Raw genomic sequence first — 26443 nt, 5'->3', positions numbered from 1 at the left:
CGCACTTGCAGGAGCACTACATGGCCGCCAAAGACACCGACGACCAGAAGCCCGCCGATCAGGACGCCGAAATTTCGCTCGACATGAGCCAAGCGGCCGTCAAAAAGATGATCGCTGAGGCCCGGGAGAAGGGCTACATTACCTATGATCAGTTGAACCAGGTTCTTCCGCCTGATCAGGTGAGTTCCGAACAGATCGAAGACGTGATGTCGATGCTTTCCGAAATGGGCATCAATATCATCGAAGACGAGGAAGCCGAGGAAGAAGAACAGAAGTCGACAGCCGTTGTGGACACGTCGTCCGCAAATCGTGGCGTGGCGCTGTCTTCCGGTGGCACCGAGAAGCTGGACCGTACAGACGATCCGGTGCGCATGTACCTTCGCGAAATGGGGTCGGTGGAACTCCTGAGCCGCGAAGGCGAGATCGCAATCGCGAAGCGCATTGAAGCCGGTCGGAACACAATGATTTCCGGGCTTTGCGAAAGCCCGTTGACGTTCCAAGCGATTACGATCTGGCGCGACGAACTTCTTTCCGAAGAGATTCTGCTGCGGGATGTGATTGATCTCGAAACCACGTTCGGCAACCAGATGGGCGACGATGAGGAAGAAGAAACTCCCGTTGCTGAAGCTGCCAATGTGACCTCTGCTCCAAAAAAGGAAGAAGAGACGCAAGAGCTTGATGCCGACGGCAATCCGATTGCCAAGGATGATGATGACGACGAAGACGAGCAGGCGAACATGTCGCTGGCCGCAATGGAAGCTGCGCTGAAGCCGCGGGTTCTGGAAACGCTCGATGTCATTGCCCGCGACTTTGCCATGTTGTCGGAAATGCAGGACGCTCGTATTTCGGCGACTTTGAACGAGGACGGCAGCTTCTCTGAAAAGGACGAGTCGACGTACCAAAAGCTACGCTCCGAGATTGTCGAACTGGTGAACGAGCTTCACCTGCACAACAACCGTATCGAGGCACTGATCGACCAGCTTTATGGCATCAACCGTCGCGTCATGCAGATCGACTCCGCGATGGTGAAGCTCGCTGACCAAGCGCGTATAAACCGTCGCGAATTCATCGAAGCCTATCGCGGTCGCGAGCTCGACCCGACGTGGCTGGAAGACATGAGCCAGAAAGCCGGTCGTGGCTGGCAGATGTTCATGGAGCGCTCAGTCGACAAAGTTGAAGAACTGCGCGCGGATATGGCTCAGGTCGGTCAATACGTCGGCTTGGACATCCCTGAATTCCGTCGCATCGTTCAGCAGGTTCAGAAGGGTGAAAAAGAAGCCCGCCAGGCGAAGAAAGAGATGGTCGAAGCCAACCTGCGCCTCGTGATCTCGATCGCGAAGAAATACACCAACCGCGGCCTCCAGTTCCTTGATTTGATTCAGGAAGGCAACATCGGCCTGATGAAGGCAGTGGATAAGTTCGAATACCGCCGCGGTTACAAGTTCTCGACTTATGCGACATGGTGGATCCGTCAGGCGATCACTCGCTCTATTGCCGATCAGGCCCGTACGATCCGTATTCCGGTGCACATGATCGAAACGATCAACAAACTGGTCCGTACCGGACGTCAGATGCTGCACGAAATTGGCCGTGAACCCACACCGGAAGAATTGGCTGAAAAGCTTCAGATGCCGTTGGAGAAAGTGCGCAAGGTGATGAAAATCGCCAAGGAGCCAATTTCTCTGGAGACTCCGATCGGGGATGAGGAAGACAGCCAGCTGGGTGATTTCATCGAGGACAAGAATGCGGTGCTGCCTTTGGACAGCGCCATTCAGGAGAACCTCAAGGAAACCACGACCCGGGTTCTCGCGAGCCTCACACCGCGTGAGGAGCGTGTCCTACGGATGCGCTTTGGCATTGGTATGAATACGGACCACACTCTTGAAGAAGTGGGACAACAATTCAGCGTGACCCGCGAGCGTATCCGCCAGATCGAGGCAAAGGCGCTGCGCAAGTTGAAACATCCGAGCCGCAGCCGAAAGCTGCGCAGCTTCCTGGATCAGTAAGCACGCAAAAAAGTTGATGGATCTGGGGGCTTCGGCCCCCTTTTTCGTGCGCGCTTCTCCGCCTAGGTCACGGAATTCTGACAAGCTGTTCATGGCGAACGGACGGTTGTGCGCGTAAAATCAGATCATTCACAGTTTTGTGGGGGCGTCATCCGCTTTAGTCGGGAAGACGTAACCTGAACTCAGGAGGATTTGAGAAATGAAAACTCGGCAGGTGATTTCAGTCGTCGTGGCTTTGGCCATCGCATCGCCGGTTCTGGCCCAGCGTTCGGCCTACAAGAACCCCGTCGTCGACTCGGGTGCAGGCAATTTTGCGATCGTAAATAAGTGGAACCAGCGCGACGATGACATCTGGTGTGGCGCCGCAAAAGCCGCGAGAGAGCGGGGCGCGGCCTGGTCAGACCGTCTTTACATCACGAATTACGCAGACGCCCGTACATCTGGCAACGGCAGCGTAACCGTGTCATTCACGTTCCGCCCAACTCAAGAGCAGTTGGCGCAGGCCAAGTCCGGCCGCAGTTCAATTCGCGGCGTTGGAAACAACATGACCATCAACTCGGCCAATCGCCGCTGTGTGCGCGAGATTGATTTCATTTGAACTTTAGGACGACTAACCGAAGCTTTGTAGGAGGAAATACCAATGTGGAAAATACTTGGAATTGGCATCGTATTGAGTGTTGCATCGGCGGGGGCGTCGATGGCGCAATCATCTTTGGGACAAAACAGCCCTACGGTTGACCTTGGCCCAGGCACTTTTGCCGTTGTAGACAAGTGGAATACAATCGACGACGACCTTTGGTGTTCGGCCGCAAAAGGTGCGCTGCAGCGCGGAGCCTCGTGGCGAGACCGAATTTATGTGTCTGACGTTGCGGGGGCCGGCCAATCCCAATTTGGCGCGGAAGCCATTACTTTTACATTCCGCCCGTCGCAAGAACAGCTGGCGCAATCCAGCGTTGGCAGCGGATCCGTCCGTGGAATTGGCAACAACTTGACGCTGCGCGCTGCCAACCGCCGGTGTCGCTTGGAACTCGAGTACTACTCGAGCAAACTCTGAAGCCTTTTACTTCAAGGAAAGGGAAAGCATGTTGAGATTTATCCTGTGCCTTAGCCTAGCTGGCGCAGTGTTCTCGGCACCAGCCGTGGCACAACAAAAATCCAGCGAGCGAAATCCAGTTGCGGACAGCGGTGCTGGAACGATTGCTGTCGTCAACCAGTGGGCGTCGCGCGACGATGACATTTGGTGCGTGGCAGCCAAAGCCGCCTTGCAGCGCGGCGCGGCATGGAGAGACCGTTTGTATGTTGTCGGCGTGGCCAGTGCAGCACAATCGCAATATGGCGCCGAAACGATTACCTTCACGTTCCGCCCTTCCGCCGACCAACTGGCTCAGGCAAAGTCCGGAAGCAGCTCAGTACGCGGGATTGGCAACAATCTGTCTATCAATGCTGCCAATCGTCGCTGTCAGCGCGAGCCGGATTTCTACTGATACACAATCCATGGGGCCGCCGTTTTTGGCGGCCCTTTTTCAATAAGGTGCCGGCATGAAAACAGTGGCTATAGCGGGATTGTTTGCTCTTTCGAGCGGTACGGTTCTGGCAAATACAAATGCATTGAAGAATCCGGTAAACGGTCTACCTGAGCCGGGAAGTTTTGAGGTGGTCACCAAGTGGACAGTGAAAACTGACTATATCTGGTGCGCAGCGGCGCAGGCCGCGTTGCAACGCGGGGCCCGCTACAAAGACCGGATTTACGTTGTTCATGGTTTGGGGCCAAGTCGCACAATGCCGGGCGAAAACGCAGTGGGCTTCACTTATCGACCGGACGCAAGTTTGCGTTCCCGTGCCACTTCCGGGAGTTCCTTGCAAAGCGTAGGGAACAATATGTCCGTCAGTCAGGGCAACCGCCGCTGTGTTCGCGAGCTGGATGGCTGAAGGAAGGCTACCTTCCTGTTGCGCGGTATTGAATGGTGTCTATGGTATCGCCATGCAAACCAGTTTCGAAATGTCGACGCGCGGGCCTGGCCTGTATGAGTTTACCTCGGACGTGGTGCAGTGGGTTGATGCGATTGGTGCGGGTAGCGGTTTACTGACGCTGTTTGTTCGACACACCAGTTGTAGTCTGCTGGTTCAGGAAAATGCCGATCCAGACGTACAGAAGGACTTACAGGCGTTTTTCTCCCGACTGGTTCCTCCGACGACCGACCCTGCGATGTCCTATCTCGTCCACACATACGAGGGACCCGATGACATGCCCGCCCATATCAAAGCGGCGATGATGCCAGTCAGCCTGTCGATCCCTGTTCAGAGAGGCAGGTTGATGTTAGGCACTTGGCAGGGGATTTATTTGTTCGAGCACAGAAACGCGCCGCACCTGCGTCAGGTTGCAGCGGCTTATACGGGGAGCATCGGGTGAGATGAGTTTTTTGAAGAGGCTGTTTGGCGGGGGTGAAACAGAGGAAGCGTCGGTTTCTGCCGATAGTCTTGAGTACGAAGGCTATACGATCACTCCCTCACCGATAAAGGAAGGTGGCCAATTCCGGGTGTCTGCCAAAATCGAAGGGTATGTCGACGGGGTAGCCAAGGAACACACGTTGATCCGCGCTGACGTCATCCGCGATCATGACGAGGCAGTCGAGATGTCGGTGCGCAAAGCCAAGCAGCTGATTGATCAAATGGGCGCGGCGCTTTTCTGACGCCACTTCGCCAAAACGCAAAATAAAACACCGTCACATCGCGACTGTGACGGCGTTTCTGCATGAATTGGAGGCTTGGAGAGGCCTTTGAAATTGATATAGGTGCGGCGGGGAAAATTGTAACAGGGGAATACTTCGAAATTTTTCCCTCTATACGAATACTGGCGCCTATCTTGGGGCGCATATTTGCCTCTACCCAAAGAATTGTAGCTGCCCTATAGTGCCTGTGGATAACTGGGGAAAAACCCCAACACAGGCGATACTTGGCGGTATCAAAGAGCAGACGAACGAAGGGAAGGCCCATGCGCTGTCCGTTTTGCGGAAATATCGACACACAGGTTAAAGACTCGCGCCCTGCTGAGGATCACGTTTCGATCCGGCGGCGGCGCTTTTGCCCGGCTTGTGGAGGCAGATTCACAACCTACGAGCGGGTTCAGTTGCGCGATTTGGTGGTGGTTAAGTCCAATGGTCGCCGCGAAGACTTCGATCGCGACAAGCTCGAGCGCTCTATTCGGATTTCTATGCAGAAGCGCCCTGTGGAACCAGAACGCATTGACCAGATGATCAGCGGCATCGTGCGCCGGCTTGAAAGTATGGGCGAGACAGACATTCAAAGCCATAAGATCGGCGAGATCGTCATGGAAGCGTTGGCGCGGATCGATACGGTCGCCTACGTGCGCTTCGCCAGCGTATACAAGAACTTTCAGGCTGCGGATGATTTTGATAAATTCGTCTCAGAGTTGCGTCCGGATACTCAGCCTGAGGAGTAATTTTGTCCGACAATCGGTATATGCGGCTCGCGTTGTCTTTGGGGCGACGCGGGCAGGGGCAGTGCTGGCCCAACCCCGCAGTGGGATGCGTCATTGTGAAAGATGGCCGCGTTGTGGGGCGTGGCTGGACGCAGCCGGGCGGGCGTCCTCATGCGGAACCAGTGGCTCTTTCGCAGGCGGGTGATGCCGCCCGTGGTGCAACGGTCTATGTCACTCTGGAGCCTTGTGCGCACCATGGACAAACGCCACCCTGCGCAGAAGCTCTCATTGCCGCTCAAGTCTCGCGAGTCGTGGTCGCGGTTGAGGACAGCGATGCCCGTGTTTCGGGACGCGGTCTGGCCATGTTGCGCGACGCGGGGATCGAAGTTGAAACCGGCGTGATGGCGGATGAGGCGGCTCGCGATCTGCAGGGGTTCTTCCTGAAAACCGATCTAGGGCGGCCGTTTCTAACTCTGAAACTGGCAAGCACACTGGACGGAGCGATAGCGACCGCGACCGGAGAAAGTAAGTGGATCACGGGGCCTGAGGCGCGCCGCGAAGTCCATGCGATGCGGATGCGACATGACGCGGTCATGGTCGGCGGAGGGACGGCGCGCGCTGATGACCCGTCTCTGACCGTTCGGGAACTGGGGGGGGAGCGTCAGCCTGTGCGCGTGGTGGTATCGCGGCGACTGGATCTGCCGTTTATGGGTACTCTGGCGCGCACGGCACGAGAAACCCCGGTGTGGATTGCTCACGGTGCAGACGCCGACGCTAACCTACTGAAGGCTTGGGAAGATCTCGGAGCGGAGTTGCTGCCCTGCGACCTTCACGGGGCGCAGATTTCCCCTGTGTCATTGTTGCAAGCCCTTGGCGCAAAGGGACTGACACGCGTCTTTTGTGAGGGCGGCGGTGCGCTGGCCGCGTCTTTGTTGTCTGCGGACGTTGTGGACGAACTCATCACATTCAACGCGGGTATGGTGTTGGGCGCAGAGGGATACCCCGCAATCGGCGCGATGGGCGTTGAGCGATTGGCGGAAGCCCCTAGGTTTGACCTTGTGTCCCAGCGATCTGTCGGGCGAGACGTCATGTCGGTGTGGCATCGGATCGAGCCGCACTAAGCAGGTTAGCGCCAGATCCAGCTATAGCTCGCCAAAAGCCCCTGAAGTTTGGACAGAGTTCTGTTTGACCAGCCGGGGTGAGGGATTTCACCGGTAGAAAGGCGTTCTAGGGCCACCTCAACCGCGCAAGGGAGGCCCGTTATCGGATCTCTGTAGCGCGGGTAATCTATCAGCGTTGCGTGCACCAACCCTTGCAGGCTTGGTTCCGCTATGCGTCGGGCTGGCACGTCGCCCAAATCTGTTGTCAGGCCCCAACCGGCGTAAAAAGGTGCTCCGAAAGTGGTTACTTTCTTGCCGCGAATGAGGGCTTCAAAGCCGGACAGGGATGTCATCGTCCAGACTTCGTCGATTTTCTCGAGAAGTGACGCCATGTCTGTGTTTGGCAATGTCATGTCCGCAATGTCCTGCTCGATGGCGCCCGCACGCAGGCCTGCCTCCACGTCCGGATGAGGTTTGTAAAGAATTACCGCGTCCGGATTTGCAGCGCGCGTGGCCTGCAGGAGATCGAGATTTGTTCTGATTGCGGAAGTACCGGCAACGATCGAAGCATCATCTTCGACCTGTCCGGGAACGAGTATGCGTCGCCCCGCCGGAAGGTCTGGTGTGTCACCACCTAGATTATATTTGCTCAAGCCTAGGTCACGCAAAGACTGGATCAGCCGATCGGCTCTGAGGTCCTGATCAGGGCGAAGAGTGGCGCGCTTCGCGATCAAACGCTCCAGTCGGCTTTCACCGGATGGATCGTAGTAGATACCAAGATCGTCACATACCAGCGACAGTGGCGGAACGAGTTCAGCTCCGAGACCACGGGAGCGCAGGAAACCGTCTTCGACACGAAGTGCACCTTCGGGACCTGCCTTGCTTGCCCAAACCATGGCCGGGCGGTCATCGCGCTGACGGTTGAATACCGGCGACTTTTCCGAGCCAAAGAAACTTTGCAGGGGTTTTCGCTTCCAAAGCCGCATACCGTGTGCGGTCCATCCATGTCGGTCTTCCCGCCAGGTGCGGGCCTGTGCGGCGAGTTGCTCGATAGCATCCTCGAGCTCGCACAATTGGTCACCGTAAGGATCATACCATGTGGGATATAGGATCATCGCGGCGGCAAAAAGTTGCGCGCGCGTCAGTTGGCGATGACGGCGGGGGAGGGGGTATTCGTCCGATGTAAGGCCCCAGCCGATGTAGAAAGGCTGACCAAAAACGCGTGGTTTGTGGCCAGCAAAAATGGCTTCGAAGCCCAACTGGGAAGAGAAAGTGTATACGCCGACGGCACCTTCAAACAGCTGCCATGGGCTGACCGGTTCCGAATAAAGTGAAACTCGGTCGGTTTCATCATCAGGTCCGAAGTATCCCGAACGCGCGCCATGTTGCGTTTCCGGATGGGTTTTGATCAGGACCGGGCACCCGGGGTGTTCTTCCTGCGCCATGATCAGCATCTCCCGGAAACGGCTCTCGGCGATGCCGTCGCCAGGGGCTGATGCGGTCACTGATGCGTCTCCGCGGGTCTGGTCGATCACCAGAACATATCCGGGCGCGGGGATGTCCTGATCGGTTTCAACCGCGCAGTATTTTGTGAGATGGGCTTCTTTGATGCGTTCTATTGCTCCGCGTGCACGGTTCAAAAGCGCGGTGTCATCAAGAGGGTGGTTCGCAAGCAACCTTTCGAGATCAGACGGTGTTGATGGATCAAAATGGGGTGCCTTGGCGTCTATCATTAGACCGACAGGGGGCTCTTTTTTTACGCGACCGGGATGTAGGGACCGCAAAAGCGCGTCCTCGAAATAAAGACAGTTTGCGCCGGTGCGATCTGATACGGCTTCGCCGCGATGGCTGGTCGGGCTTTGTCCCCAGATGGCGATAAGGTCGTCTTCGTCAGGTTTGCCGAATTTCAGCTCGTAGCCTGCCAGCTCGATGATGCGGCGCAGCCGTTTTTGCTGAAAGAACCCGCCGTTGAATGCAAAAAGCCGCCGGGGGTCGTTGGCCCCGGCGGCTTGGAGTTCATTCTCGTTGTGGCCTTTATCCACCTGTGCCAAGTCCGCCCACAGCCAACAGCGTATCCGCCGAGGTGAGTGTGCCAGTGATCGAAGCGATGGTTTTGTTCCAAGTGGTGATCGGCGCCTCGGTCACATAGAGCGTGTCGCCGTCGCGTACCACGAAATCGCGAGCCATGAACATTCCGTTCGGCTGCGTGAGATCGAGCACATAGACCATACGCTGCGCGCCACTTAAGTCGCCACGACCGAGAACCTGATTGGCAACAGGCTCTGCTTCGTTTCGGAAGACAAACACGCCGGTGGGATCACTTGATGTTGGCAACAGACCGCCGACTTGCGCCAGCGCTTCGATTGCGGAGAGGTCTCTGGAAAAGAAATTCACACGACTTTGGGTGCCGGTGGCGCCCAAAGCAGTAAATGCGCGGGTGTCCTCTTCAACCAAAATGCGGTCACCCCCACGCAGGGCGATGTCGAGTTGGGGATTTTCGTAGAGGTCCTGAAACCAGATCTTGCCGGATGTGCTTCCACGCAGAACGGTGATCTGCGCGATTTCAGGAACAATCGTTACGCCACCCGCATGAGCGAGCATTGTGGAAAGTGTTCGTGTCGGGCGTTCGATAGGGTAGACGCCTTGCGCACCCACCGTTCCGACCAAGGAAACCGTGGCGCCATCACCGGCAGCACGGCGCACCTCGACTTGTGGATCGGGGGTCTGTTCTTCGAGCTTGGAAGAAATGATGCGACGGATGCCCTCGGGAGTGTTCCCTGCGGCGCGAATACGACCCGCATAAGGCACAAAGATAAATCCGGAGCCATCGACCTGAACTTCTTCAAGGATCGCAGCAACTTGACCTTCCGGTCCCAAAAGCGGTTTGTCGACGTTCTCCCAGATCGTTAGCGAGAGAATGTCGCCCGGGCGGATCGTGTCTGATCCGAGCTGTCCGGCGTTTTTGAACCCGTCTGAGAAGCCAAGGGCCGGGACAACCGCTGTTGCGCGCGTCACACGGTCGTTTACCGCAACGATAAAGGCGTCGCCCTCTTGCTGGACGGATCCGGCGTAAATTTCGCGTTTGCTGGGTCCGGATCGTGGCACGAGAGTACAGCTGGCCACTGAGCAAGATATGGCCAGCGCACAGGCGCACTTCACCCAACGATTTTGGATGGATTTCACTGCTCGGTCTCCTCGACCTGTTATTGTTCTGCCTCAGGTTTTGACCGCAACTTAGCGGAATCCAAACCAAAAATCCAGCGCTAGACCTTGTGTCGGTCAGGTCACCAGTCGCAACTGTTGCCTTGGTGCCGCTGTGCCGGCCTCAAGGGCTTCGTAAGGATCGTGGGGCGAAAGCATCATATCAACCACTTGTCGCATCAGTTGGCGGCGGCCTGCGGAGGAATAAAAGCCGCCGGGCACTTGGCTGGTTTCCAATAGGAAGCGGCGGTAGATTTTGTAGGCTTGGTTGTCCGGACGGGTCGCGCCTGCGAAAAACTCCGGAAGCGGTTGCGTGCTGACGAATTCTGGTTGGTTGTAGACGGCGTCGCCGAATACCTTGAGCGGAATCCCGCGCCAAAGCACCTGCTGTGCGGCTGTGGAATTGACGGTTACCGCAGTGCGGGCGTCATTCAGAAGCTGGGCAAGTTTGCCTCCCCTGACCCAATGAACGCGATTGGAAATACCGTGTTGTTTTGCCAGGCGTTTGATCTCTTTGCGCAAGGGAGCCCGACCATCCTCCAGTGGGTGCGCTTTGAAAACAAGGTGGTGATGCTTGGGGGCTCCCGCCGCAAAATTCTCAACCAGCAGAGCGAGAAAATCCGTCATGCTGTCGAATGGCGAGTGTTTCTGGAAGCTGCTGTCATGTTCAAGTTGCAATAGCGCCAGATGGTAGGGGAAGCCGCCGAACCGAATGCGCAGCGTCGCGAAACGGCGTTCAATCGCTTGGAAAGGCATCAGCACAAGTCGTTTGATGTAGAGGGCAAACTCTTCTGCCACCGTCAGCGAGCGGTGCGGGCGGAAGTTCCGGTAACGCCAATTCGCGAACATCACAAAGAAGTGGTAGAGGGCGCCATAAAAGACGTGTTGCCGCATATCGCCCCAATGCGCAGGTGGCATCGGCGTGTCGAGGTCCGCCCCTTCCAGCGCTTTTGTCATTTGTGCGATGTCCATCGACATCAGTCGAGAGTGGCCATTTGATCCGCCACGCTCGTAGGTCACCCAATAAGGGCGCAAATAGCCCTCCTCGAAGACATGAACACACAAACCCATTTCTCGGGCGATCTCGATCGCCTGCGCGTGAATCGGGCGGACATCGCCGTAAAGAACGATGTCGGTGACACCTTTTTCAGTGGCGAGGTTTTGAAAGTGGGCGCGCCATCCTTCGAGGGTCCCGCGGTAAGCGTGAAATGTACTGCGGCTTGGCCAGAACACGCTGTCGCCAGCGTTAAAGCCGACCCGCAACACTTCTGCGCCGGAGCGTTGCAGCATCCTGGCAAGCCTGCGGAAGAACGGCCCGTGTGGGCCTTGCAGGAACATGAATACGCGTTTTGTGTCTGCTTCTCGGGTCATTGGAGCGCCGTTATAGTGCAAGCGTTTCAAAAGCGTTACCACTTTCCTGAGGCAGAATTACGGCAGACGGACGATACGCTGCGGATCAAAGGTCACGGGTTGTGTCGCGAGACGGGCGCGAGTAGGACTTTGGGCGATTTACATATCCGAGGAGCCCCAGAATGTTCACGGGAATCATCACTGATATTGGCGAAGTGCGCGAACTGGAAAAGCGTGGTGATCTGCGTGCGCGGATTGGCACGAGCTATGACACCTCGGGTATCGATATGGGAGCGTCCATCGCGAGTGACGGGGTTTGCCTAACGGTCGTGGAACTCGGGCCTGACTGGTACGACGTCGAGATCAGCGCCGAAACCGTTTCCAAAACCAACCTTGGGGATTGGGAAGAAGGAAAACGCGTCAACCTAGAACGCGCCCTGAAAGTTGGCGACGAACTAGGTGGGCATATTGTTTCAGGCCACGTCGATGGAGTTGCAGAGCTGATTGCCATGCAGGACGAAGGTGACAGTACCCGGTTTACTTTCCGCGCTCCCGAAGCGCTGGCAAAATTTATTGCGCCAAAGGGGTCTGTCGCGCTCAATGGAACCTCGCTGACGGTAAACGAAGTCGACGGTCGCGAGTTCGGTATCAACATCATACCGCACACCAAGGAAGTCACCACCTGGGGAAAAGCCAAAGTGGGAGACGCGATCAATCTTGAGATTGATACTCTGGCGCGCTACGTGGCCCGTCTTGCGGAGATGCAGGGCTAAATCACAGGGATGGTCCCGTCGAAACGTGCAAAGGCGCAAGGTTTCCTTGCGTTTTTGAACGAAATGCCGTCGCGCACGCACTTTCAATTGGACGGGGCATGGTCTATCTCGGCCCCAACAGACGGAGACTGCCAATGTCCTTTGAAAAACCCGGCCCGGTGGAGCAGAGCCTGCGCGATGCCATCAGCCCGATAGAAGACATCATTGCCGACGCTCGCAATGGCAAGATGTACATCCTTGTTGATCACGAAGATCGCGAAAACGAGGGTGATCTGATTATTCCGGCTGAGTTCGCCGACGCCGATGCGATCAACTTCATGGCCACGCACGGTCGTGGGCTGATCTGCTTGCCGATGACAGCCGAGCGCATCGACCGGCTCGGGCTGCCGATGATGGCGGTAAACAATTCATCCCGTCACGAGACCGCATTCACCGTTTCAATTGAGGCGCGCGAGGGAGTCAGCACCGGCATTTCAGCAGCGGATCGTGCACTGACGATTGCTACGGCGATCAATGAACAGAACACAATGGCCGCAATCGCAACGCCAGGACATGTGTTTCCGTTGAGGGCAAAACGGGGTGGCGTCTTGGTGCGCGCCGGCCACACCGAGGCATCGGTTGATATTTCCCGCCTTGCGGGCTGTCACCCAAGCGCTGTGATCTGCGAAATCATGAATGACGATGGTACTATGTCGCGTTTGCCGGAGCTGGTCGCATTCGCAAAAGAGCATGGCTTGAAGATTGGCACGATCAGCGATTTGATCGCTTATCGATCCCGCAACGACAACGAAGTTGTGCAGACCAAACAGGAAATGGTGCAGTCCGAATTCGGCGGCGAATGGGACATGCGCATCTTTACGGATCAGATTCACGGCATCGAGCACGTTGTCATGATCAAAGGCGATATCACAAATGACGAACCGGTTCTGGTACGCACGCATGCATTGCACGAAGCAAGCGATATCCTCGGGCTTGGACCAAAGTCAGCGCGTGAGCTACCTGCGGCGATGAAAAAGATTGCGGCAGAGGGGCGGGGGGCTGTGTGCCTGTTCCGAGAGCCTCGCCACAGTCTCTATGCGGACGAGGACGAGGGCCCGCGCACGGTCAAACGCACCGGTCTTGGCGCACAGATTTTGTCCAACCTCGGATGTTCGGAACTGGTGTTGTTGACCGATAGTCCGCAGACCAAATATCTGGGTCTGGATGCTTACGGATTGTCGATAGTGGGCACGCGCCCGATCCTGGCGGAGGAATAGAACATGGCTGGCTCAGAAAAACACTACATCATGCCCCGGGCGGAATTTGACAAGCCGGTCAAGCTGGCGATTGTGATGTCGCCTTACTACAAGGACATTGCAGACAACATGCTGTCCGGCGCTGTCGCGGAGATTGAGGCTTGTGGGGGCTCTTACGAAGTTGTCGAAGTGCCTGGAGCCTTGGAAATCCCGACTGCAATCGGCATTGCGGAACGGATGTCCAATTTTGACGGATATGTCGCGCTGGGTTGCGTGATCCGCGGCGAGACCACGCACTATGAAACCGTCTGCAACGACAGTTCGCGAGCGATCCAGCTGCTGGGCTTGCAGGGCCTTTGCATCGGCAATGGTATCCTGACAGTCGAGAATAGAAAGCAGGCGGAAGTTCGGGCCGATCCGGCGGATCAAAACAAAGGTGGTGGCGCTGCAGCTGCGGCCTTGCATCTTGTTGCGTTGAGCCGTAAGTGGGGCGCTCAGCGCAAAGGCGTGGGGTTCGTTCCCGATGCCGAGGAATACAAACTCGCTGGTCAATCCAAGGATACACCCACCGCATGACCCTTTCCGGTAACCAGAAACGCAAGATGAAATCTGCCTCCCGCCTGTATGCGGTGCAGGCTTTGTTTCAGATGGAAACCACCGGCCAGACGGTCGATCAGGTGCGTGTGGAGTTTCTGGATTTCCGGTTTGGTGCGGAAGTTGATGACGCGACCGACATGATCGAGGGAGATCACGATCTATTCGTGAAAACTCTCGGTGACGCGGTGAATTACCAGGCGCCGATCGACCAAATGACGGACCGTGCCTTGGTGGCCAAGTGGCCGATAAACCGTATCGATCCAACCTTGCGGGCTCTTTTCCGTGCGGCTGGTGCGGAGCTGTTGCAAAGCACCACCCCGCCCAAAGTTGTCATCACCGAGTATGTTGCCATCGCAGCTGCCTTCTTTCCCGAAGGCAAGGAAGGCAAGTTCGTGAATGCCGTTCTGGATCACATGGCGCGTGAGGCGAGGCCCGAAGCCTTTTGATCTAGCGCTGTTTCGTCGCGCTGACGTGATTTTCAAATCAGCTCAGGACATACTAAGCTTTCCCATAGGGAAAGAGGTTTTGTCATGCCCAAGTTGGTTCGTCTTTACATCACACAAGTCTTGATCGGGTTTGGTGTTTCTGCGGTCTTTGTCGCTCTGCTTTTGTGGCTCGACGTTGCAAACCTCGCACATCTTGTGATGCACACTGAAGGCGGTTTCCTTGCGCTTTTTGTGTTGTGGTTCCTGAATGGCATCGTGTTTGCCAGTGTCCAGTTTGCCTATTCGATAATGCGCATGGCGCATCACGACGATGGATCCGGTGGAGGCAAACGTGATGCCCTGCCTGTTCTGCTGAGCGATCCTGTTCCGGTTCCTGCGCGGAAAGTGCGCCGGCAGTCCTGAGACCGCTGGCGCAAGAGGGCACTCACTGCATGTCGTGCAGATTGAGCAGAAAGCCGTGCCAGCCTTTGTCGAGCGCCAGCACGAGGCCGTAGCCCTCGGAATCGGTGGGCAACTCACTGTGTTCAAGCGTCAATTTGGTGCCTCCGGGCGCATCTTCCAGACGCCACTCCACCGTTGTCATCGCGCCATTCATCGGGCCAACGGTGAAGCTCCATTTCATGTAGTCATACGGCGACATTTCCTGAACGGTTCCCCAACACATCCGATCGCCATCCTTCTGCGAGGTGAGCAGATAGTCCTCGCCCTCGGCCAGATCTTTCTGCGCCGGATGGAACCATTTGTTCAGAAGATCGGCTTTGGTCAGAAACTCCCACACGCGCTTGCGGGGCGCAGGGAGGTAGACCGATTTTTGAATTGCTGTGTCAGCCATTGTCATATCCAGTGTCATTGGCAGCGTCCTTTTCAATAGCAGATTTCAAAGCTTCCAAACGGTCGTCCCAGAACCGGTCAAACCAGCCAACCCAATCAAAAACAGGGCGCAAAGCCGTTGCGTTGAGGGAATTTATTGCTTCGCGGCCGCGTTTTTCGACGTGGATCAGGCCGCCATCAGACAGAACCACGAGGTGCTTTTTCACGGCTGCTCGGGTCATGTCAAAATGCTCTGACACCTGTGCGATGGTCATTGGAGTTTCCCCCAACATGCGCAGAATGTCGCGACGAGTTGGATCGCCAAGAGCGCGGAAGACGGGTTGCAGATCGGTCATTGGGCTGGCCTTGTGGTTAAAGTAATACCATTTGGTATTGCGAATCTATAAGATACCATTTGGTGTCATGTCAAGTTGGGTTTCTGCGTTGATGGTCCGCTGAGGGTCGCATTTGGACACTCGGCATGCCGCTGAACACAGCTAAGATTCTGAAAAAGAGGAGAGAACCATTGATCACGCGCGGCTTTTGCCTCTGTAAAAAAACCACTTGGGAATACGAGGGGGAATCCACGTGGGAGTGCTTCTGCCACTGCGATGATTGCCGCCGCAATTGCTCAGCCCCTGTTGTGGCCTGGCTTGGCGTGCCGCTGAGAAACTTCCGTTGGACAGGGCAGACGCCCAAGACTCTGGAAAGCTCCAAAGGCGTGTTCCGTCACTTCTGCGCCGACTGCGGCGCACCAATGGGGTTTGAAGCCGACCACTATGCCGGCGGGATGCACCTTTATGCGGCGTCGCTGGAAGATCCGACCAAGTTCACCCCGACCTTTCACGTGAATTGGAAAGGCAAGCTGCCGTGGCTGGTGATGGAGGATGATCTGACGAAATACGACACAACGCTTCTGCACGCGCCGGAGGATTTGAGTGACTATGAGTGAGCACCTTCGCTCGCTAGGTGCAAGCGGCGGACGGCGGTATTGAGCCCAACTTGTTCATAAGTCGAACCGAAGCGGACGCCCGTTCTCTGTTTTGAGGCAAATCCAAACCGACGACCAATCGTCACTGGAAAGCTTGATCCAAAGCTGCTTCGCAGTGGACCAGGGTCGTGTCGAACACCGGAACCGAGACGTTGCCTTGATTGAGCAGCATGCCAACTTCGGTGCAGCCGAGGATCAAACAATCCGCGCCTTCGTCACCAAGGCGGCTTGCAATACGCACGTACTCAGCTTCGCTGCTGGGCGTAGTGATGTCTTTGCAGAGCTCTTCATAAATGATGCGATGCGTTTCTGCTCGGTCGGACTCGTTTGGCAAGACCGGCTCAAGACCAGCTTCTCGTAGACGTCCCGTATAAAAGTCCTGCTCCATTGTGAAGGCCGTTGCCATGAGACCGGGACGCAATAGTCCCGCATCGCGAATTGCTTTTGCCGTTGCATCAGCAATGTGAAGCAAAGGAATCCCGACACCGGACATCATCTGATCTGCGAGCTTATGCATCGTGTTGGTCGCAAGTACCAGAATATCGGCACCGCCACGCTCGAGGGCTTTGGCCTCCTCATTCAAGATGTCTCCCGCTCGCTCCCAATTGCCCTTTGCCTGAAGCACTTCGATCTCGGCAAAATCCAAGGAACGGATGATCAATTGGGGCGAATGCAGGCCGCCAAGTCTATCACGGGTGAGCCTGCAGAGTTCGGCATAGTAGAGTTGCGTAGAAGCGGCGGACATGCCGCCAAGAATACCAATCGTCTTCAAATCTGCCTCGCTGCGAGTCTGCAATTTTGTGAGCATCACGATAAAGCTAAGCGGACATCAATTGAAGCACCGCTTTGTCCCGCGACCCGAACGACTCGGTCATTCTCCGGAAGAAAAGTGGCGGGCCCGCAAACGCAGCCGTGGGGTTATCTCATTCCCGAGGACCTGTATATACAGGTGGGCGCCAGGTAACCAGGCCAGGACCAGGACAGAGCCAGCTCCCTCGGAATTGCTTAAGGCCACCGGAATGCAACCGTATCACGAGAAGGGCAGCACCCGCCGTTGTCCTATCTAAGCGTCGATGCCAGTTCGTGCAAGGCCCGAGACGCGACGAACGGCTTGCTTTTTGTTCATGAATTGTTCACGGTGCTGGCATGGAAGATACATCGCTCCTCACTCTGCAACCCGGCCAACTTCTTGCGCGTGGCGTCAGCCGTCATTTGCGCAGCCATGGCTACGTCTCAATAGAAGAGTTCGTACCCGCGCGGGGCCTACGGGTGGACGTCATGGCGTTGGGTCCGAAAGGCGAGTTGTGGGTCGTCGAGTGCAAGTCGAGCCGGGCGGATTTTCAATCCGATACCAAATGGCAAGGCTATCTCGAATGGTGCGACCGTTATTTTTGGGCGGTTGATACGGAATTTCCCACGGATCTGTTGCCCGATGGCACAGGGCTCATCATGGCAGATGCCTATGACGCTGAAATCATCCGCATGGGGCCCGAGGACAAGGTTGCACCTGCGCGTCGCAAGAAGATGATCCAGAAATTTGCCACCGACGCCGCACGGCGCTTGCAGCGCTACCGCGACCCAAAACTTGTGCCGATGCCCGACGAGGACTGACGGGTGTCTTTCCGGTTTTAAATGTCTGCAGAGATTTGGCGCATCCCAAAAGGGATTGCTACAGCATGGATTTGTCAGCCGACGGAGCGGGCCGCGGTGGCCGCCGCGCGGATTTCGTCCGCGATCTCTTCTGCTTCTTCCGGATCGAAGTCCATGGGGATTTCGACACCATTGGCCTCAACAAATATCCGCACGAATCCCTGATCGGTGGGGCCGATTTGCAGGTTGGCTTCTAAGTCGCGTTCGGTGTTGATGCCCATGGCGGTTCTCCTGTGCTGGCAAATCGGGTAGCGTGAATGCACGACGAAGGCAAGTCACGCGAGGACAGGAGGGCATCGTGCGTGAATTCGAGGGGGTCAAATTGCGTCAATTCGAGGCGCGGGATCTTGACTGGCTGGTGGAGGCGCACGCAGAGCTTTACGCCAGAACAGAAGGGTTCGACGACAGTTTTGCATTTTTGGTTTCTGCGATTTTGACGGATTTTCTCGACCGTCAGGATACCGTTTGGGAGCGCGGCTGGGTGGCCGAAAGGGATGGCTGGCGTCTGGGCAGCATTTTCTGCGTGAAATCCGAACAATCCGACATTGCCAAATTGCGTCTGTTTCTGGTGCAGCCTGAAGCACAAGGCATGGGGTTGGGCAAACACTTGCTCGAGACCTGCATGGGGTTCGCACGGGATAGAGGCTATGTGGGGATGCATCTCTGGACCCACGAAAGCCACACAGCAGCCTGCGCGCTTTATGAGGCCTATGGCTTTGAAATGACCGCTGCCGAGCCGGTGCGGAATTTCGGCGTAGATCTGGTCGAACAAACTTGGAAAATTTCATTTTAGGCGCTTGCAATCGCCGACGCAGGGCGATACATCGCCCCTCACAGTGCCGCCTTAGCTCAGTTGGTTAGAGCGCTGGATTGTGGATCCAGAGGTCCCCCGTTCAAACCGGGGAGGCGGTACCATCACTCCTCATTGGAATTTTTAACCGGCTTATTCGGCGCCTTTCAGTTGTGGTGTCCGGTGAGTTTTTTCGGTCCTCACGCAGATACCATTTGACCAAAGGGCAAACGCGCGGTCACCATGTCTCGCAGCTCTGATTTTGGGGCTATCATGGGGAGTGGTCATGCGCATCGACGGGCTGCAATATGCCAATTGGTCCGAAAAAATCTTTCGGCAGATGCGCGAAGGCGGTGTCGACGCAGTGCATGTGACAATCGCTTATCACGAGACATTCCGTGAAACGGTGTTGAATTTCGAGCGCTGGAACCGATGGTTTGAAGCCCATTCTGACCTGATCATCAAAGGTCACAGTGCTCGCGATATTGACCGCGCTCGTGAAACTGGCCGAACGGCAATTTTCTTTGGCTTTCAGAATCCGAGCCCAATCGAAGACGACATCGGACTGGTGGAAATCCTGCACACTTTGGGCGGGCGGTTCATGCAATTGACGTACAATAATCAGTCGTTGCTTGCGACCGGTTGCTACGAGACGGAAGACAGCGGGATCACCCGAATGGGGCGGCAAGTCATCAAGGAAATGAACCGGGTGGGTTTGGTCGTTGATATGAGCCATTCGGCGGACCGCTCCACCATTGAGGCCGCAGAAATTTCCCAGCGACCGATCGCGATCACGCATGCCAATCCGCACGCGTGGTTTCCTGCGCTGCGCAACAAAAAAGACGCCGTGCTCCGGGCCGTTACGGAGAACGGGGGTATGCTTGGGTTTTCTCTTTATCCGCATCACTTGCGCGGAAAATCCGACTGCACGCTCCAGGATTTCTGCGCGATGATTGCGCGAACGGCCGATACTTTCGGTGTGGCGCACCTCGGGATTGGGTCGGATTTGTGCCAAGACCAGCCCGATAGCGTGGTTGAGTGGATGAGAACAGGGCGCTGGAGCAAAGAGGTGGACTTCGGCGAGGGATCGGCATCGTCGCCGGGTTTCCCGCCAATGCCGGATTGGTTCCAAGACAACAGGGACTTTGGCAACATTGAACAGGGGCTTTATGCCGTTGGGATGAACGCCGAAGAGGTCGCAGCCGTCATGGGCGGCAACTGGTATCGGTTCTTTGACGAAAACTTCGGGCCAGATGAAGGATGAAAGATACGCTGCCGCATATCGCGCTTCGTCCGCCGGAGCAGGTCATGCGGCTGAGCCGTTTGGGAAGTTCCCATCAAACCAGACTGAGTTTTATGCGCATCCTTTTGCGTCGGTTGTCGGCCGATCGATGGTCTTTTGAGCGGCAAACGTTTGAAATAGACGATAATGGCGTGGGGCGGGCTGTGTATCTCGCGAAGGGGCCGGAGCGCACCTATGCTTTGGTAGCTTTCGCTCATGATCTGCCGGACGAGTTGCGGTCCGATCGGGTGATTGCCGAAGCCTGGGATGCTACTTTTACCCTCTTTGACGGCATCCCGACTGATACCGATCTGGAGCGGCTGGAGCGCAACGTGCCTTTGCAAGAGGCGGGACGGGTTAGCGAACGTGAATTGACGCTGTCACGCGCCAACCGGTCCGCGCGCCTTTGGGAGCACGTGGTTTCGTCTCTGGCGAACGGAAATCAACCCGAAAAGCAGGTGCTGGAGGCCGTCGGATACCTTATGCGCACAACCGCCGTGTATGGATCCGGCAAATTCGGCGCTGCAGATCGTGAAGTCATAGCGGCACGAGCCGAGACCAGAGCGCCGTTTCAAGCTGAAATGCTGACGGTCTATCTGATCAGATGGTTTGTGCGCGAACTCGTCGAACATCTCGCCAAGGCCCGTGGCGGATCAAATGCAGTGCAGTTGGCTGATGACGCCGCGAAGGCACTCGGAATCGGCAATTCGACCGGTCTTGGTATGGCTCCTTTCCTGATCAACCATCCTGTCTTGTTCAACAACTGGATTGTCGCCAGAGAGGAGGCTTTGCGTCGGGTTCGATCCCTAGAAACTGTTGAGCAGGAAGACTTTTCCCTGTTTCGAGATCGTTTGGAAAGGGTCGGTGTTCTGTTGCAATCGTGGCGCTCGGAGCATCCTCTGCAACAAGCAAAGTTTGCTCAGCTAAAGGATGATTACCGTGCGATCTGCGTCCATCTCGAAACCTTTGATTTTCGGCAAGCGCTGTCTTGGAACAGGCTGGTTCAGTGGTCCCAGCAGGCTTTGAGCGAAGAGGGCCAGGAGCTGCTCAATGCGCTCGTACTAGAGCCCTATGGCGCGTTGGTCGACGATCTCTCCAAAAGCATGTCGGACGACGAGGCTGGCGCGCGGGTTCTTGATGGCGCCATGCGGGTTGGGGAAGTCTTGATGCTGCTTGAAAGTTCCTTCGGCTGGACCTCTACGCTTGACTGGGAGCAAAGGCCAAATTGTGCACGCGCATGGTACGTGTCTGAAGAGAAGCTCGAACCGAGATTGGGCGAACGTTTTGAGGAGCCTTTGGCCGAATTCGAACAGCCTTTGTCGCCGGCTCGAGATGCGGCGGCGGCCATTGAGGCTTTGAAAGGCTGGGCCGTCGATACGCCGGTCGCGGACTTCCTTCTTGCGTGTCCGGAGCACCGGCAGTCGGTTGAACGCGCGCAACTTACCCGCGTCGCGCCATATGGAGAAATCCGGGATAACACAATCGCCGCCGATGTGATGCCAATAGACATGCTGCGCGCCAAGCTCTCTTTCTTCGGGGCAACGCGATTTGACCCAAGGTCGGACCGATGGGTGCGGATCACGATGTTTGCGGGTGCTCCGTATCCCAACGCTCTTGATGACGATTTTGCTGATGATTGGGTTTTCCCGGAGCATGTGGCGTGAGTTTCTCTCTCAACGAAGTCGAGGCAATGGCTAAAAACGCCGCTCGAGGTGGTCACTACTCATGGGCAATGGCCAAAGAGGCCGGCCGCGCAACGCGTTGGTTGTGCGCGCAGGGGCAAGATGGTTGTGGCGCGCTGGCCGGCATGCTGCGCGTCCAAGAGGCGGAAAAACTTCTGCCGCCCAGTGTTAGAGGGGAGGAGTGGCGCGCAGATACCGGAAAACTGTGCCCTCTCAGCGTTGGCACAGCCGCTTCAGATCGCGCTGCGTCTTTGACTGGTCAAGTGACAGTTGTGCATGGCGTGGTCTTTCCGCTCTTGCTTATGCCATTTTTCTCCAGCGCGTCCCGAGTTTCCGGTCAGATTGTTTTTGCGCAAGTTGATGAAGCAAAGGCCAAGGTTGCAGCCGATGGGATAAGACTACAGGGCGCGTTTCCAGACGAGGCATCCCAAGTCATTATCACCTTTGGAAGTGGCAATTTTGAACCTGCCGAGAAACACACTCGGGCAATTCCGCGAGATGAAGATTGGCTTAGTTTGAAGTTCTTTGCTCATCGCACCTACGCGCCTGCGACCGAGGAGTCGCGTCGGCTTGGCGCGGGCGAAAGTGGCGGCTCAAGAAATTGAATGGGGAGGCAGATATGCAAACAAAAACTCTGACTTTGGAAGAAATCGAAGACATCAGTTTCCGAGCACTCGTCGCTGCGGGAACGTCGCCAGAGAACGCCCGTCCTCTGGCCGTCGCCACCGCCGCGACCGAGGCCGACGGCGTGGCAAGCCACGGCATGGCATATATCCCGATCTACTGCGAGCACGTTCAGTGTGGCAAAGTGGATGGGCAGGCACACCCTGATTTGCAGGAATCAGCGCCGGGGGTTTTGACGGTAGACGCGGCAACAGGATTTGCACATTCGGCAATCGACATTGGATTTGAAAGCCTCGTGCCGATGGCTCGCTCCCAAGGCATCGCAGCTTTGGCCATTCGCAACAGTTACAATTGCGGTGTTCTTGGATACCACACCGCAAGACTGGCCCGCGACGGGCTTTTGGCCATCGGTTTTACAAATGCGCCCGCTTCCATTGCTCCCTCTGGTGGGGCCAAGCCGGTCGTCGGCACCAACCCGATATCGATCGCGGCGTCAGGGGAAGACGGTGAACCGGCAATCCTGATTGACCAAAGCGCCAGTACGATTGCCAAAAGCGAAGTCATGAAACACGCGCGGGAGGGCAAGCCCATCCCCGAGGGTTGGGCGCTTGACGCGGACGGCCGTCCTACGACAGATCCGGAAGTTGGACTTAAGGGATCGATGGCGCCATCCGGCGGGTACAAGGGGGTCGGCGCGGCAGTCCTTGTCGAGTTAATGGCCGCTGCCATGACCGGAGCCACTTTGGGGATCGACGCATCGCCCTTTGCTGGTACGGCTGGGGGACCACCAAAGACAGGGCAGTTCTTTCTAGCAATAGATCCCGCGGTCACGTCAGGTGGCGGCTATGCTGCGAACGTAGCCCGATTGGTGGGTGCGTTTCAGGAGCAGGATGGCGCGCGCCTGCCCGGAGACGGACGCAAAGCCCACAGGCTACGTGCTCGTACCGAGGGTGTTGCTGTAAATGTGGCTACACTTGAGAAAATAGAAGCGATAATAGCCGGTTAGGGTCCGGTATAGGTCCATCGGTATTTGGGCGGTGTGGGGCCTTTGTTGCGGCCTCCTTGTTGTTGCTGTTCCCAGGCATGAGCGAGGATGCCCACAGATCGGGACAAGCAGAAAAGACCACGCGCTAGTGGAGGCTCGAAACCCAGTTCCGCGTAAATCACGGCTGTGGCACCGTCTATGTTCATCGGGATCGGACGTCCTTTTCGCCTCGCCAGGGTTTCTTCAATCTCTCGACCCACGGTCGCAAATGCACCTTCGCAAGCCCCGTTTGCGACGGCTTCACTCACCATTTCCATCAGGCGCGGAGCCCGAGGGTCGGTTGGTGAATGAAATCGGTGACCGAAGCCGGGAATGATTTTTCCTCTCTCCGAGGTCCAAATGTCGAGCGCAGCCTCCGTTCCGAGAGGACTGGCTTTAACCTGATGGTAGAGCTCAACTGCCTGTTCGCCGGCGCCTCCGTGAATGTCACCGAGCATGTTCACCGCAGTTGCCATGGCATTGTTTAGCGGCAACCCGCAGGTGACCGCCATCCGCGCAGCGGCAATTGAAGGCGCTTGCGGTCCGTGGTCCACGGCCGAGACCAATGCGGCCTCAAACAGGCGTGCTTGCGCGTCGGAGGGTCGGTCGCCACGCACCATGAGCCAGATCATCTCTGCAAATGACAGGTTGCCAATGAGATCCTGAATGGGGGTGCCCCGCAGTTCAATCCGCCCAGGTTCCATGTCTATGATCGCTGTCTGCCACCAGTCTGCGACGTCGTTCATAGGATACCCTCCGTTGACAGATTGGTGATTTCCGTCTCGGAAAGTCCAAGGCTGCTCCAGATTTCGAGATTGTCCTGACCCAGTGTAGGCGGCGGCATCTTGGGAGCAGGGCGTGTGCCGTCTGCGACAATGGGACTACCAGCCAAGAGAAGATCTTCTCCGTGAGTGGTGATTGTCTGGATCAGTCCCCGCCCTGCGATTTGCTTATCCTCCAACGCATCCTCAACGGTCAGGACAGGGCCTGCCGGAACGCCGAGCGCATTGAGTTCGCTGACCCAAACAGACGCGTCTCTTGTGGTGAGAACTGTCTCGATTTGTGCCCGCAAACGATGCCGGTTGGTCTTTCGGTCTTCCCGGGTTGCATAGTCCGGATGTTCCAAGAGGTCTTCGCGGCCAAGATGACGTGCCAGTGCCTGCCATTGCTCGTCGCGATTGGCTGCGATGTTGATGGGCATGTCCGCCGTCTGGAAGGTTCCGGACGGTGCGCTGGTTGTGTTTTCGTTGCCGTGAGCCGCCGGCGTGACGCCACCGATTAGGTGGTTGGAAACAACCCAGCCCATTGTGGATATCACCGCTTCGGTCATTGAAATGTCCAGAAATGCGCCTCTTGGCGAGGCGTTCAACGCAGAAGCCACGGCGAAGGCCGCCGTCAGACCACCGACTGTGTCTGCGAGTGGATACCCGACACGATAGGGGGCCGTTTCCGGCGCGCCTGTTATTGACATAACTCCGCTGACGCCCTGCACAATCTGGTCATACGCCGGATCTTTCTTGCGAGGCCCGTCCTGTCCGAAACCGCTGATTGCACAGTAAATCAGAAGCGGATTGACCTTCTTGAGCGTGTCGTATCCAAGTCCAAGCCTATCCATCACTCCCGGCCGAAAGTTTTCGACCAAGACGTCTGCGCCTTGCACAAGCTGCTTGAAAAGCGCCTTACCAGCTTCCGCTTTCATGTCGAGAGTGACTGATTTCTTGCCAGCATTCTGAGCCAGGAAACTGATGCCCATTCCCGCCTTGTTGCGAGCTGGGTCGGCTCCCAGAACGCGGGCGAGATCACCTGTGCCGGGGCGTTCCACCTTGATCACTTCCGCGCCCATCAGCGCGAGTTGATAGCAGCAGTAAGGGCCCGCAAGCACATTCGTGAGATCAAGGATACGCACGCCCGCAAGCGGTTCAGTCGCCATCTGCAACCCCTTCCTGACGGGCGCGAGCACGTCTGGCACGATAACTTGGCACGATGACCAGCAGAATTGCGATCACAAGCAAACCAAGCGTCATCGGGCGGTCCAGTATGAAACCAATACCGTCATACAACTGCATGGAGCGAGCGAAATTGTCTTCGAGCATGCGGCCGAGGATGAAGCCGATCAACAAAGGCGCGAGCGGATAGTCCGCAAATCGCAGAATTGTCGCGCAGACACCCATTCCCACCAATAACAAGAGTTCGGTCGCATTGTTCTGACCGATGTAGCTTCCCATCAAGGTGAAGAATAAAATGAACGGGATCAGGTAGTTACGCGGAATTGCCAGAACCTTGGCAATATAGGGGATCAGCGGAAGGTTAAGAACCAGCAGAACCAGATTGCCAATGTACATGGAGATGATGACAGCCCAAAAGATCTGTGGTTCATCAATCATCAATCTGGGGCCGGGCGTTACGTTGAGGGCAATCAGTGCGCCAAGAAGGATTGCCGTGGTACCGGAGCCGGGAATGCCAAGCGTAAGAAGCGGCACGAATGAGCCCGTGCAGGCTGCGTTGTTGGCGGTTTCCGGTGCCGCAAGGCCTTTGATGGAGCCTTTGCCGAACTCTTCTTGCTCTTCCTTGGTGGCGATATTGCGTTCGACTGCGTAGCCGAGGAACGAAGCGATGGTCGCACCTGCGCCAGGCAATACGCCAATAAAGAAGCCTTGAAGGGACTGACGTCCGATCACGGGGGCAATCTTGCGTCCTTCGTCACGGGTAATGCGCAGATTGTTGATCTTGCCGCCATCCCCGCCTTGGACAGATCTGGCGGGATTGAGAACCAGGAACAGCGCTTCAGGCAGGGCGAACATCGCCATTGCCAATGTGATGAAGCTGAAACCGGATTGCAGGTCCATAAGGCCCATCGTGAAACGCGGCATGTTAAAGAGAGCACCTTCGCCGACCGTCGCCATGATGAGCCCAAGAAGCGTCATCAGCACAGCCTTTGCCACATTGCCTGTGCCGGCAAAGGCTGCAATAGCCGAGAGACCCACCACCATCAGTGCGAAATACTCTGCCGAATGGAACAGCAGGGCGACCGAAGACAGCATTGGCGCAAAGATCATCAACAAAATTGCACCGATTGTGCCGCCCCCGAAGGAGGCGATTGCGGCGATGGTGAGCGCCTTGCCTGCTTGGCCTTTGCGCGCCATAGGATAGCCGTCAAAGCTGGTCGCTACGGTGCCGGCGACCCCCGGCGCGTTCAAAAGGATGGAGGACGTGGATCCGCCGAATATCGCGCCATAGTACACACCAGCCAGGAGGATGAGCGCTGCAGACGGGTCACCGATGGTGATCGCGACGGGGATCATGATTGCGATGATGGACATCGGACCCAAACCGGGAAGCATGCCAATGAATGTCCCGATCAGACATCCGGCAATGACCATCAACAGATTTTGTAAAGAGAATGCGGCGCTGAGGCCGATCAAAAGACCTTCGATCATGTCTCA

At 56.6% G+C, this 26443-nt stretch carries 31 protein-coding genes and 1 tRNA gene; 22 read left to right on the top strand and 10 right to left on the bottom strand.

What is annotated here, in order from left to right:
* The first annotated feature begins 20 nt into the window (after positions 1 to 20).
* The 9 genes from rpoD (at position 21) to ribD (ending at position 6566) form a co-directional block, all read left to right on the top strand.
* On the top strand, positions 21 to 2006 hold the full coding sequence (rpoD, locus tag BXY66_RS09730; RefSeq protein WP_132859916.1) for an RNA polymerase sigma factor RpoD: 1986 nt from the start codon (positions 21 to 23) through the stop codon (positions 2004 to 2006).
* Between the two features lie 199 nt (positions 2007 to 2205).
* Positions 2206 to 2604, top strand: a complete 399-nt coding sequence (locus BXY66_RS09725) for a hypothetical protein (protein ID WP_132859915.1) — start codon at positions 2206 to 2208, stop codon at positions 2602 to 2604.
* Between the two features lie 42 nt (positions 2605 to 2646).
* Positions 2647 to 3060 (top strand): hypothetical protein, encoded by a 414-nt coding sequence (locus BXY66_RS09720; protein WP_132859914.1) that lies wholly within the window; start codon positions 2647 to 2649, stop codon positions 3058 to 3060.
* A gap of 28 nt (positions 3061 to 3088) precedes the next feature.
* Positions 3089 to 3490 carry a hypothetical protein gene (locus BXY66_RS09715; RefSeq protein WP_132859913.1) on the top strand — a complete coding sequence of 134 codons (402 nt, stop codon included), beginning with the start codon at positions 3089 to 3091 and terminating at the stop codon, positions 3488 to 3490.
* Between the two features lie 55 nt (positions 3491 to 3545).
* Complete coding sequence (locus tag BXY66_RS09710) at positions 3546 to 3935, top strand: hypothetical protein (RefSeq protein WP_132859912.1); 390 nt, start codon at positions 3546 to 3548, stop codon at positions 3933 to 3935.
* A gap of 52 nt (positions 3936 to 3987) precedes the next feature.
* Positions 3988 to 4416, top strand: coding sequence for a secondary thiamine-phosphate synthase enzyme YjbQ (locus BXY66_RS09705; RefSeq protein WP_132859911.1), 429 nt, complete (start codon positions 3988 to 3990; stop codon positions 4414 to 4416).
* A gap of 1 nt (position 4417) precedes the next feature.
* On the top strand, positions 4418 to 4696 hold the full coding sequence (locus tag BXY66_RS09700; RefSeq protein ID WP_132859910.1) for an HlyU family transcriptional regulator: 279 nt from the start codon (positions 4418 to 4420) through the stop codon (positions 4694 to 4696).
* Positions 4697 to 4998: 302 nt separating this feature from the next.
* Positions 4999 to 5466 (top strand): transcriptional regulator NrdR, encoded by a 468-nt coding sequence (gene nrdR / locus BXY66_RS09695; protein ID WP_132859909.1) that lies wholly within the window; start codon positions 4999 to 5001, stop codon positions 5464 to 5466.
* Between the two features lie 20 nt (positions 5467 to 5486).
* Complete coding sequence (gene ribD, locus BXY66_RS09690; RefSeq protein ID WP_132860408.1) at positions 5487 to 6566, top strand: bifunctional diaminohydroxyphosphoribosylaminopyrimidine deaminase/5-amino-6-(5-phosphoribosylamino)uracil reductase RibD; 1080 nt, start codon at positions 5487 to 5489, stop codon at positions 6564 to 6566.
* Positions 6567 to 6571: 5 nt separating this feature from the next.
* On the opposite strand, the gene BXY66_RS09685 is transcribed toward ribD, so the two are convergent.
* From BXY66_RS09685 to BXY66_RS09675, 3 genes are all read right to left on the bottom strand, one after another.
* Positions 6572 to 8587, bottom strand: coding sequence for a capsular polysaccharide biosynthesis protein (locus tag BXY66_RS09685; protein ID WP_132859908.1), 2016 nt, complete (start codon positions 8585 to 8587; stop codon positions 6572 to 6574).
* Entirely contained in the window at positions 8580 to 9728 is a 1149-nt protein-coding gene (locus BXY66_RS09680; RefSeq protein WP_207911300.1) for a polysaccharide biosynthesis/export family protein, read from the bottom strand. Before BXY66_RS09680 ends, BXY66_RS09685 begins: the two co-directional genes overlap by 8 nt.
* Positions 9729 to 9824: 96 nt before the next feature.
* Positions 9825 to 11117, bottom strand: coding sequence for a capsule biosynthesis protein (locus tag BXY66_RS09675; RefSeq protein WP_132859907.1), 1293 nt, complete (start codon positions 11115 to 11117; stop codon positions 9825 to 9827).
* Between the two features lie 161 nt (positions 11118 to 11278).
* On the opposite strand from BXY66_RS09675, the gene BXY66_RS09670 reads away from it, so the two are divergent.
* From BXY66_RS09670 to BXY66_RS09650, 5 genes are all read left to right on the top strand, one after another.
* Positions 11279 to 11869, top strand: a complete 591-nt coding sequence (locus BXY66_RS09670) for a riboflavin synthase (protein ID WP_132859906.1) — start codon at positions 11279 to 11281, stop codon at positions 11867 to 11869.
* Positions 11870 to 12003: 134 nt separating this feature from the next.
* Positions 12004 to 13125 carry a 3,4-dihydroxy-2-butanone-4-phosphate synthase gene (gene ribB, locus BXY66_RS09665; RefSeq protein WP_132859905.1) on the top strand — a complete coding sequence of 374 codons (1122 nt, stop codon included), beginning with the start codon at positions 12004 to 12006 and terminating at the stop codon, positions 13123 to 13125.
* Between the two features lie 3 nt (positions 13126 to 13128).
* Entirely contained in the window at positions 13129 to 13680 is a 552-nt protein-coding gene (locus tag BXY66_RS09660) for a 6,7-dimethyl-8-ribityllumazine synthase (protein WP_132859904.1), read from the top strand.
* Positions 13677 to 14147, top strand: coding sequence for a transcription antitermination factor NusB (nusB, locus tag BXY66_RS09655; protein WP_132859903.1), 471 nt, complete (start codon positions 13677 to 13679; stop codon positions 14145 to 14147). The genes BXY66_RS09660 and nusB overlap by 4 nt, the downstream gene beginning before the upstream one ends.
* Before the next feature lie 84 nt (positions 14148 to 14231).
* Positions 14232 to 14549, top strand: a complete 318-nt coding sequence (locus BXY66_RS09650) for a hypothetical protein (RefSeq protein WP_132859902.1) — start codon at positions 14232 to 14234, stop codon at positions 14547 to 14549.
* 22 nt (positions 14550 to 14571) lie between these two features.
* Here BXY66_RS09650 and BXY66_RS09645 read toward each other — a convergent pair whose 3' ends face one another.
* Together BXY66_RS09645 and BXY66_RS09640 are read right to left on the bottom strand one after the other, a co-directional pair.
* Positions 14572 to 14997, bottom strand: a complete 426-nt coding sequence (locus BXY66_RS09645; protein ID WP_132859901.1) for an SRPBCC family protein — start codon at positions 14995 to 14997, stop codon at positions 14572 to 14574.
* Positions 14972 to 15313: a metalloregulator ArsR/SmtB family transcription factor gene (locus tag BXY66_RS09640; protein ID WP_132859900.1), complete on the bottom strand. Its 342-nt coding sequence runs from the start codon at positions 15311 to 15313 to the stop codon at positions 14972 to 14974. Before BXY66_RS09640 ends, BXY66_RS09645 begins: the two co-directional genes overlap by 26 nt.
* A gap of 170 nt (positions 15314 to 15483) precedes the next feature.
* On the opposite strand from BXY66_RS09640, the gene BXY66_RS09635 reads away from it, so the two are divergent.
* Positions 15484 to 15909: a GFA family protein gene (locus BXY66_RS09635; protein WP_243694336.1), complete on the top strand. Its 426-nt coding sequence runs from the start codon at positions 15484 to 15486 to the stop codon at positions 15907 to 15909.
* Positions 15910 to 16030: 121 nt separating this feature from the next.
* Here the strand turns inward: BXY66_RS09635 and BXY66_RS09630 are convergent, their stop codons facing one another.
* Complete coding sequence (locus BXY66_RS09630) at positions 16031 to 16756, bottom strand: aspartate/glutamate racemase family protein (RefSeq protein ID WP_279432491.1); 726 nt, start codon at positions 16754 to 16756, stop codon at positions 16031 to 16033.
* A gap of 338 nt (positions 16757 to 17094) precedes the next feature.
* Here BXY66_RS09630 and BXY66_RS09625 point away from each other — a divergent pair, with 338 nt between their 5' ends.
* Positions 17095 to 17559, top strand: a complete 465-nt coding sequence (locus BXY66_RS09625; RefSeq protein ID WP_132859897.1) for an MmcB family DNA repair protein — start codon at positions 17095 to 17097, stop codon at positions 17557 to 17559.
* A gap of 74 nt (positions 17560 to 17633) precedes the next feature.
* Here the strand turns inward: BXY66_RS09625 and BXY66_RS09620 are convergent, their stop codons facing one another.
* Positions 17634 to 17819 carry a DUF6324 family protein gene (locus BXY66_RS09620; RefSeq protein ID WP_132859896.1) on the bottom strand — a complete coding sequence of 62 codons (186 nt, stop codon included), beginning with the start codon at positions 17817 to 17819 and terminating at the stop codon, positions 17634 to 17636.
* A gap of 77 nt (positions 17820 to 17896) precedes the next feature.
* On the opposite strand from BXY66_RS09620, the gene BXY66_RS09615 reads away from it, so the two are divergent.
* From BXY66_RS09615 to BXY66_RS09590, 6 genes are all read left to right on the top strand, one after another.
* Entirely contained in the window at positions 17897 to 18391 is a 495-nt protein-coding gene (locus BXY66_RS09615) for a GNAT family N-acetyltransferase (RefSeq protein WP_132859895.1), read from the top strand.
* A gap of 45 nt (positions 18392 to 18436) precedes the next feature.
* Positions 18437 to 18513, top strand: a tRNA-His gene (locus tag BXY66_RS09610).
* A gap of 161 nt (positions 18514 to 18674) precedes the next feature.
* The gene (locus BXY66_RS09605) at positions 18675 to 19652 is read left to right on the top strand and encodes a membrane dipeptidase (protein WP_132859894.1); all 978 of its coding nucleotides are present in this window, start codon (positions 18675 to 18677) and stop codon (positions 19650 to 19652) included.
* Positions 19649 to 21334, top strand: a complete 1686-nt coding sequence (locus BXY66_RS09600) for a hypothetical protein (RefSeq protein ID WP_132859893.1) — start codon at positions 19649 to 19651, stop codon at positions 21332 to 21334. Before BXY66_RS09605 ends, BXY66_RS09600 begins: the two co-directional genes overlap by 4 nt.
* Positions 21331 to 21957: a DUF3726 domain-containing protein gene (locus BXY66_RS09595; protein WP_132859892.1), complete on the top strand. Its 627-nt coding sequence runs from the start codon at positions 21331 to 21333 to the stop codon at positions 21955 to 21957. The genes BXY66_RS09600 and BXY66_RS09595 overlap by 4 nt, the downstream gene beginning before the upstream one ends.
* 14 nt (positions 21958 to 21971) lie before the next feature.
* On the top strand, positions 21972 to 22982 hold the full coding sequence (locus BXY66_RS09590) for an Ldh family oxidoreductase (RefSeq protein WP_132859891.1): 1011 nt from the start codon (positions 21972 to 21974) through the stop codon (positions 22980 to 22982).
* Here the strand turns inward: BXY66_RS09590 and BXY66_RS09585 are convergent.
* From BXY66_RS09585 to BXY66_RS09575, 3 genes are read right to left on the bottom strand one after another with little or no spacing between them, the layout of a single operon-like run.
* Positions 22979 to 23746 carry a citryl-CoA lyase gene (locus tag BXY66_RS09585; protein ID WP_132859890.1) on the bottom strand — a complete coding sequence of 256 codons (768 nt, stop codon included), beginning with the start codon at positions 23744 to 23746 and terminating at the stop codon, positions 22979 to 22981. The genes BXY66_RS09590 and BXY66_RS09585 overlap by 4 nt on opposite strands.
* A complete protein-coding gene (locus BXY66_RS09580; RefSeq protein ID WP_132859889.1) occupies positions 23743 to 24930 on the bottom strand; it encodes a CaiB/BaiF CoA transferase family protein in 1188 nt (395 codons plus the stop codon). The genes BXY66_RS09585 and BXY66_RS09580 overlap by 4 nt, the downstream gene beginning before the upstream one ends.
* Positions 24920 to 26437, bottom strand: a complete 1518-nt coding sequence (locus BXY66_RS09575) for a tripartite tricarboxylate transporter permease (RefSeq protein ID WP_132859888.1) — start codon at positions 26435 to 26437, stop codon at positions 24920 to 24922. The genes BXY66_RS09580 and BXY66_RS09575 overlap by 11 nt, the downstream gene beginning before the upstream one ends.
* Positions 26438 to 26443: the final 6 nt, after the last annotated feature.

This window comes from Shimia isoporae, assembly GCF_004346865.1.
GTDB classification, from domain to species: Bacteria; Pseudomonadota; Alphaproteobacteria; order Rhodobacterales; family Rhodobacteraceae; genus Shimia; species Shimia isoporae.
Note: the sequence above shows the minus strand (reverse complement) of the source record. Positions and strands in the feature narration are given on the sequence as shown.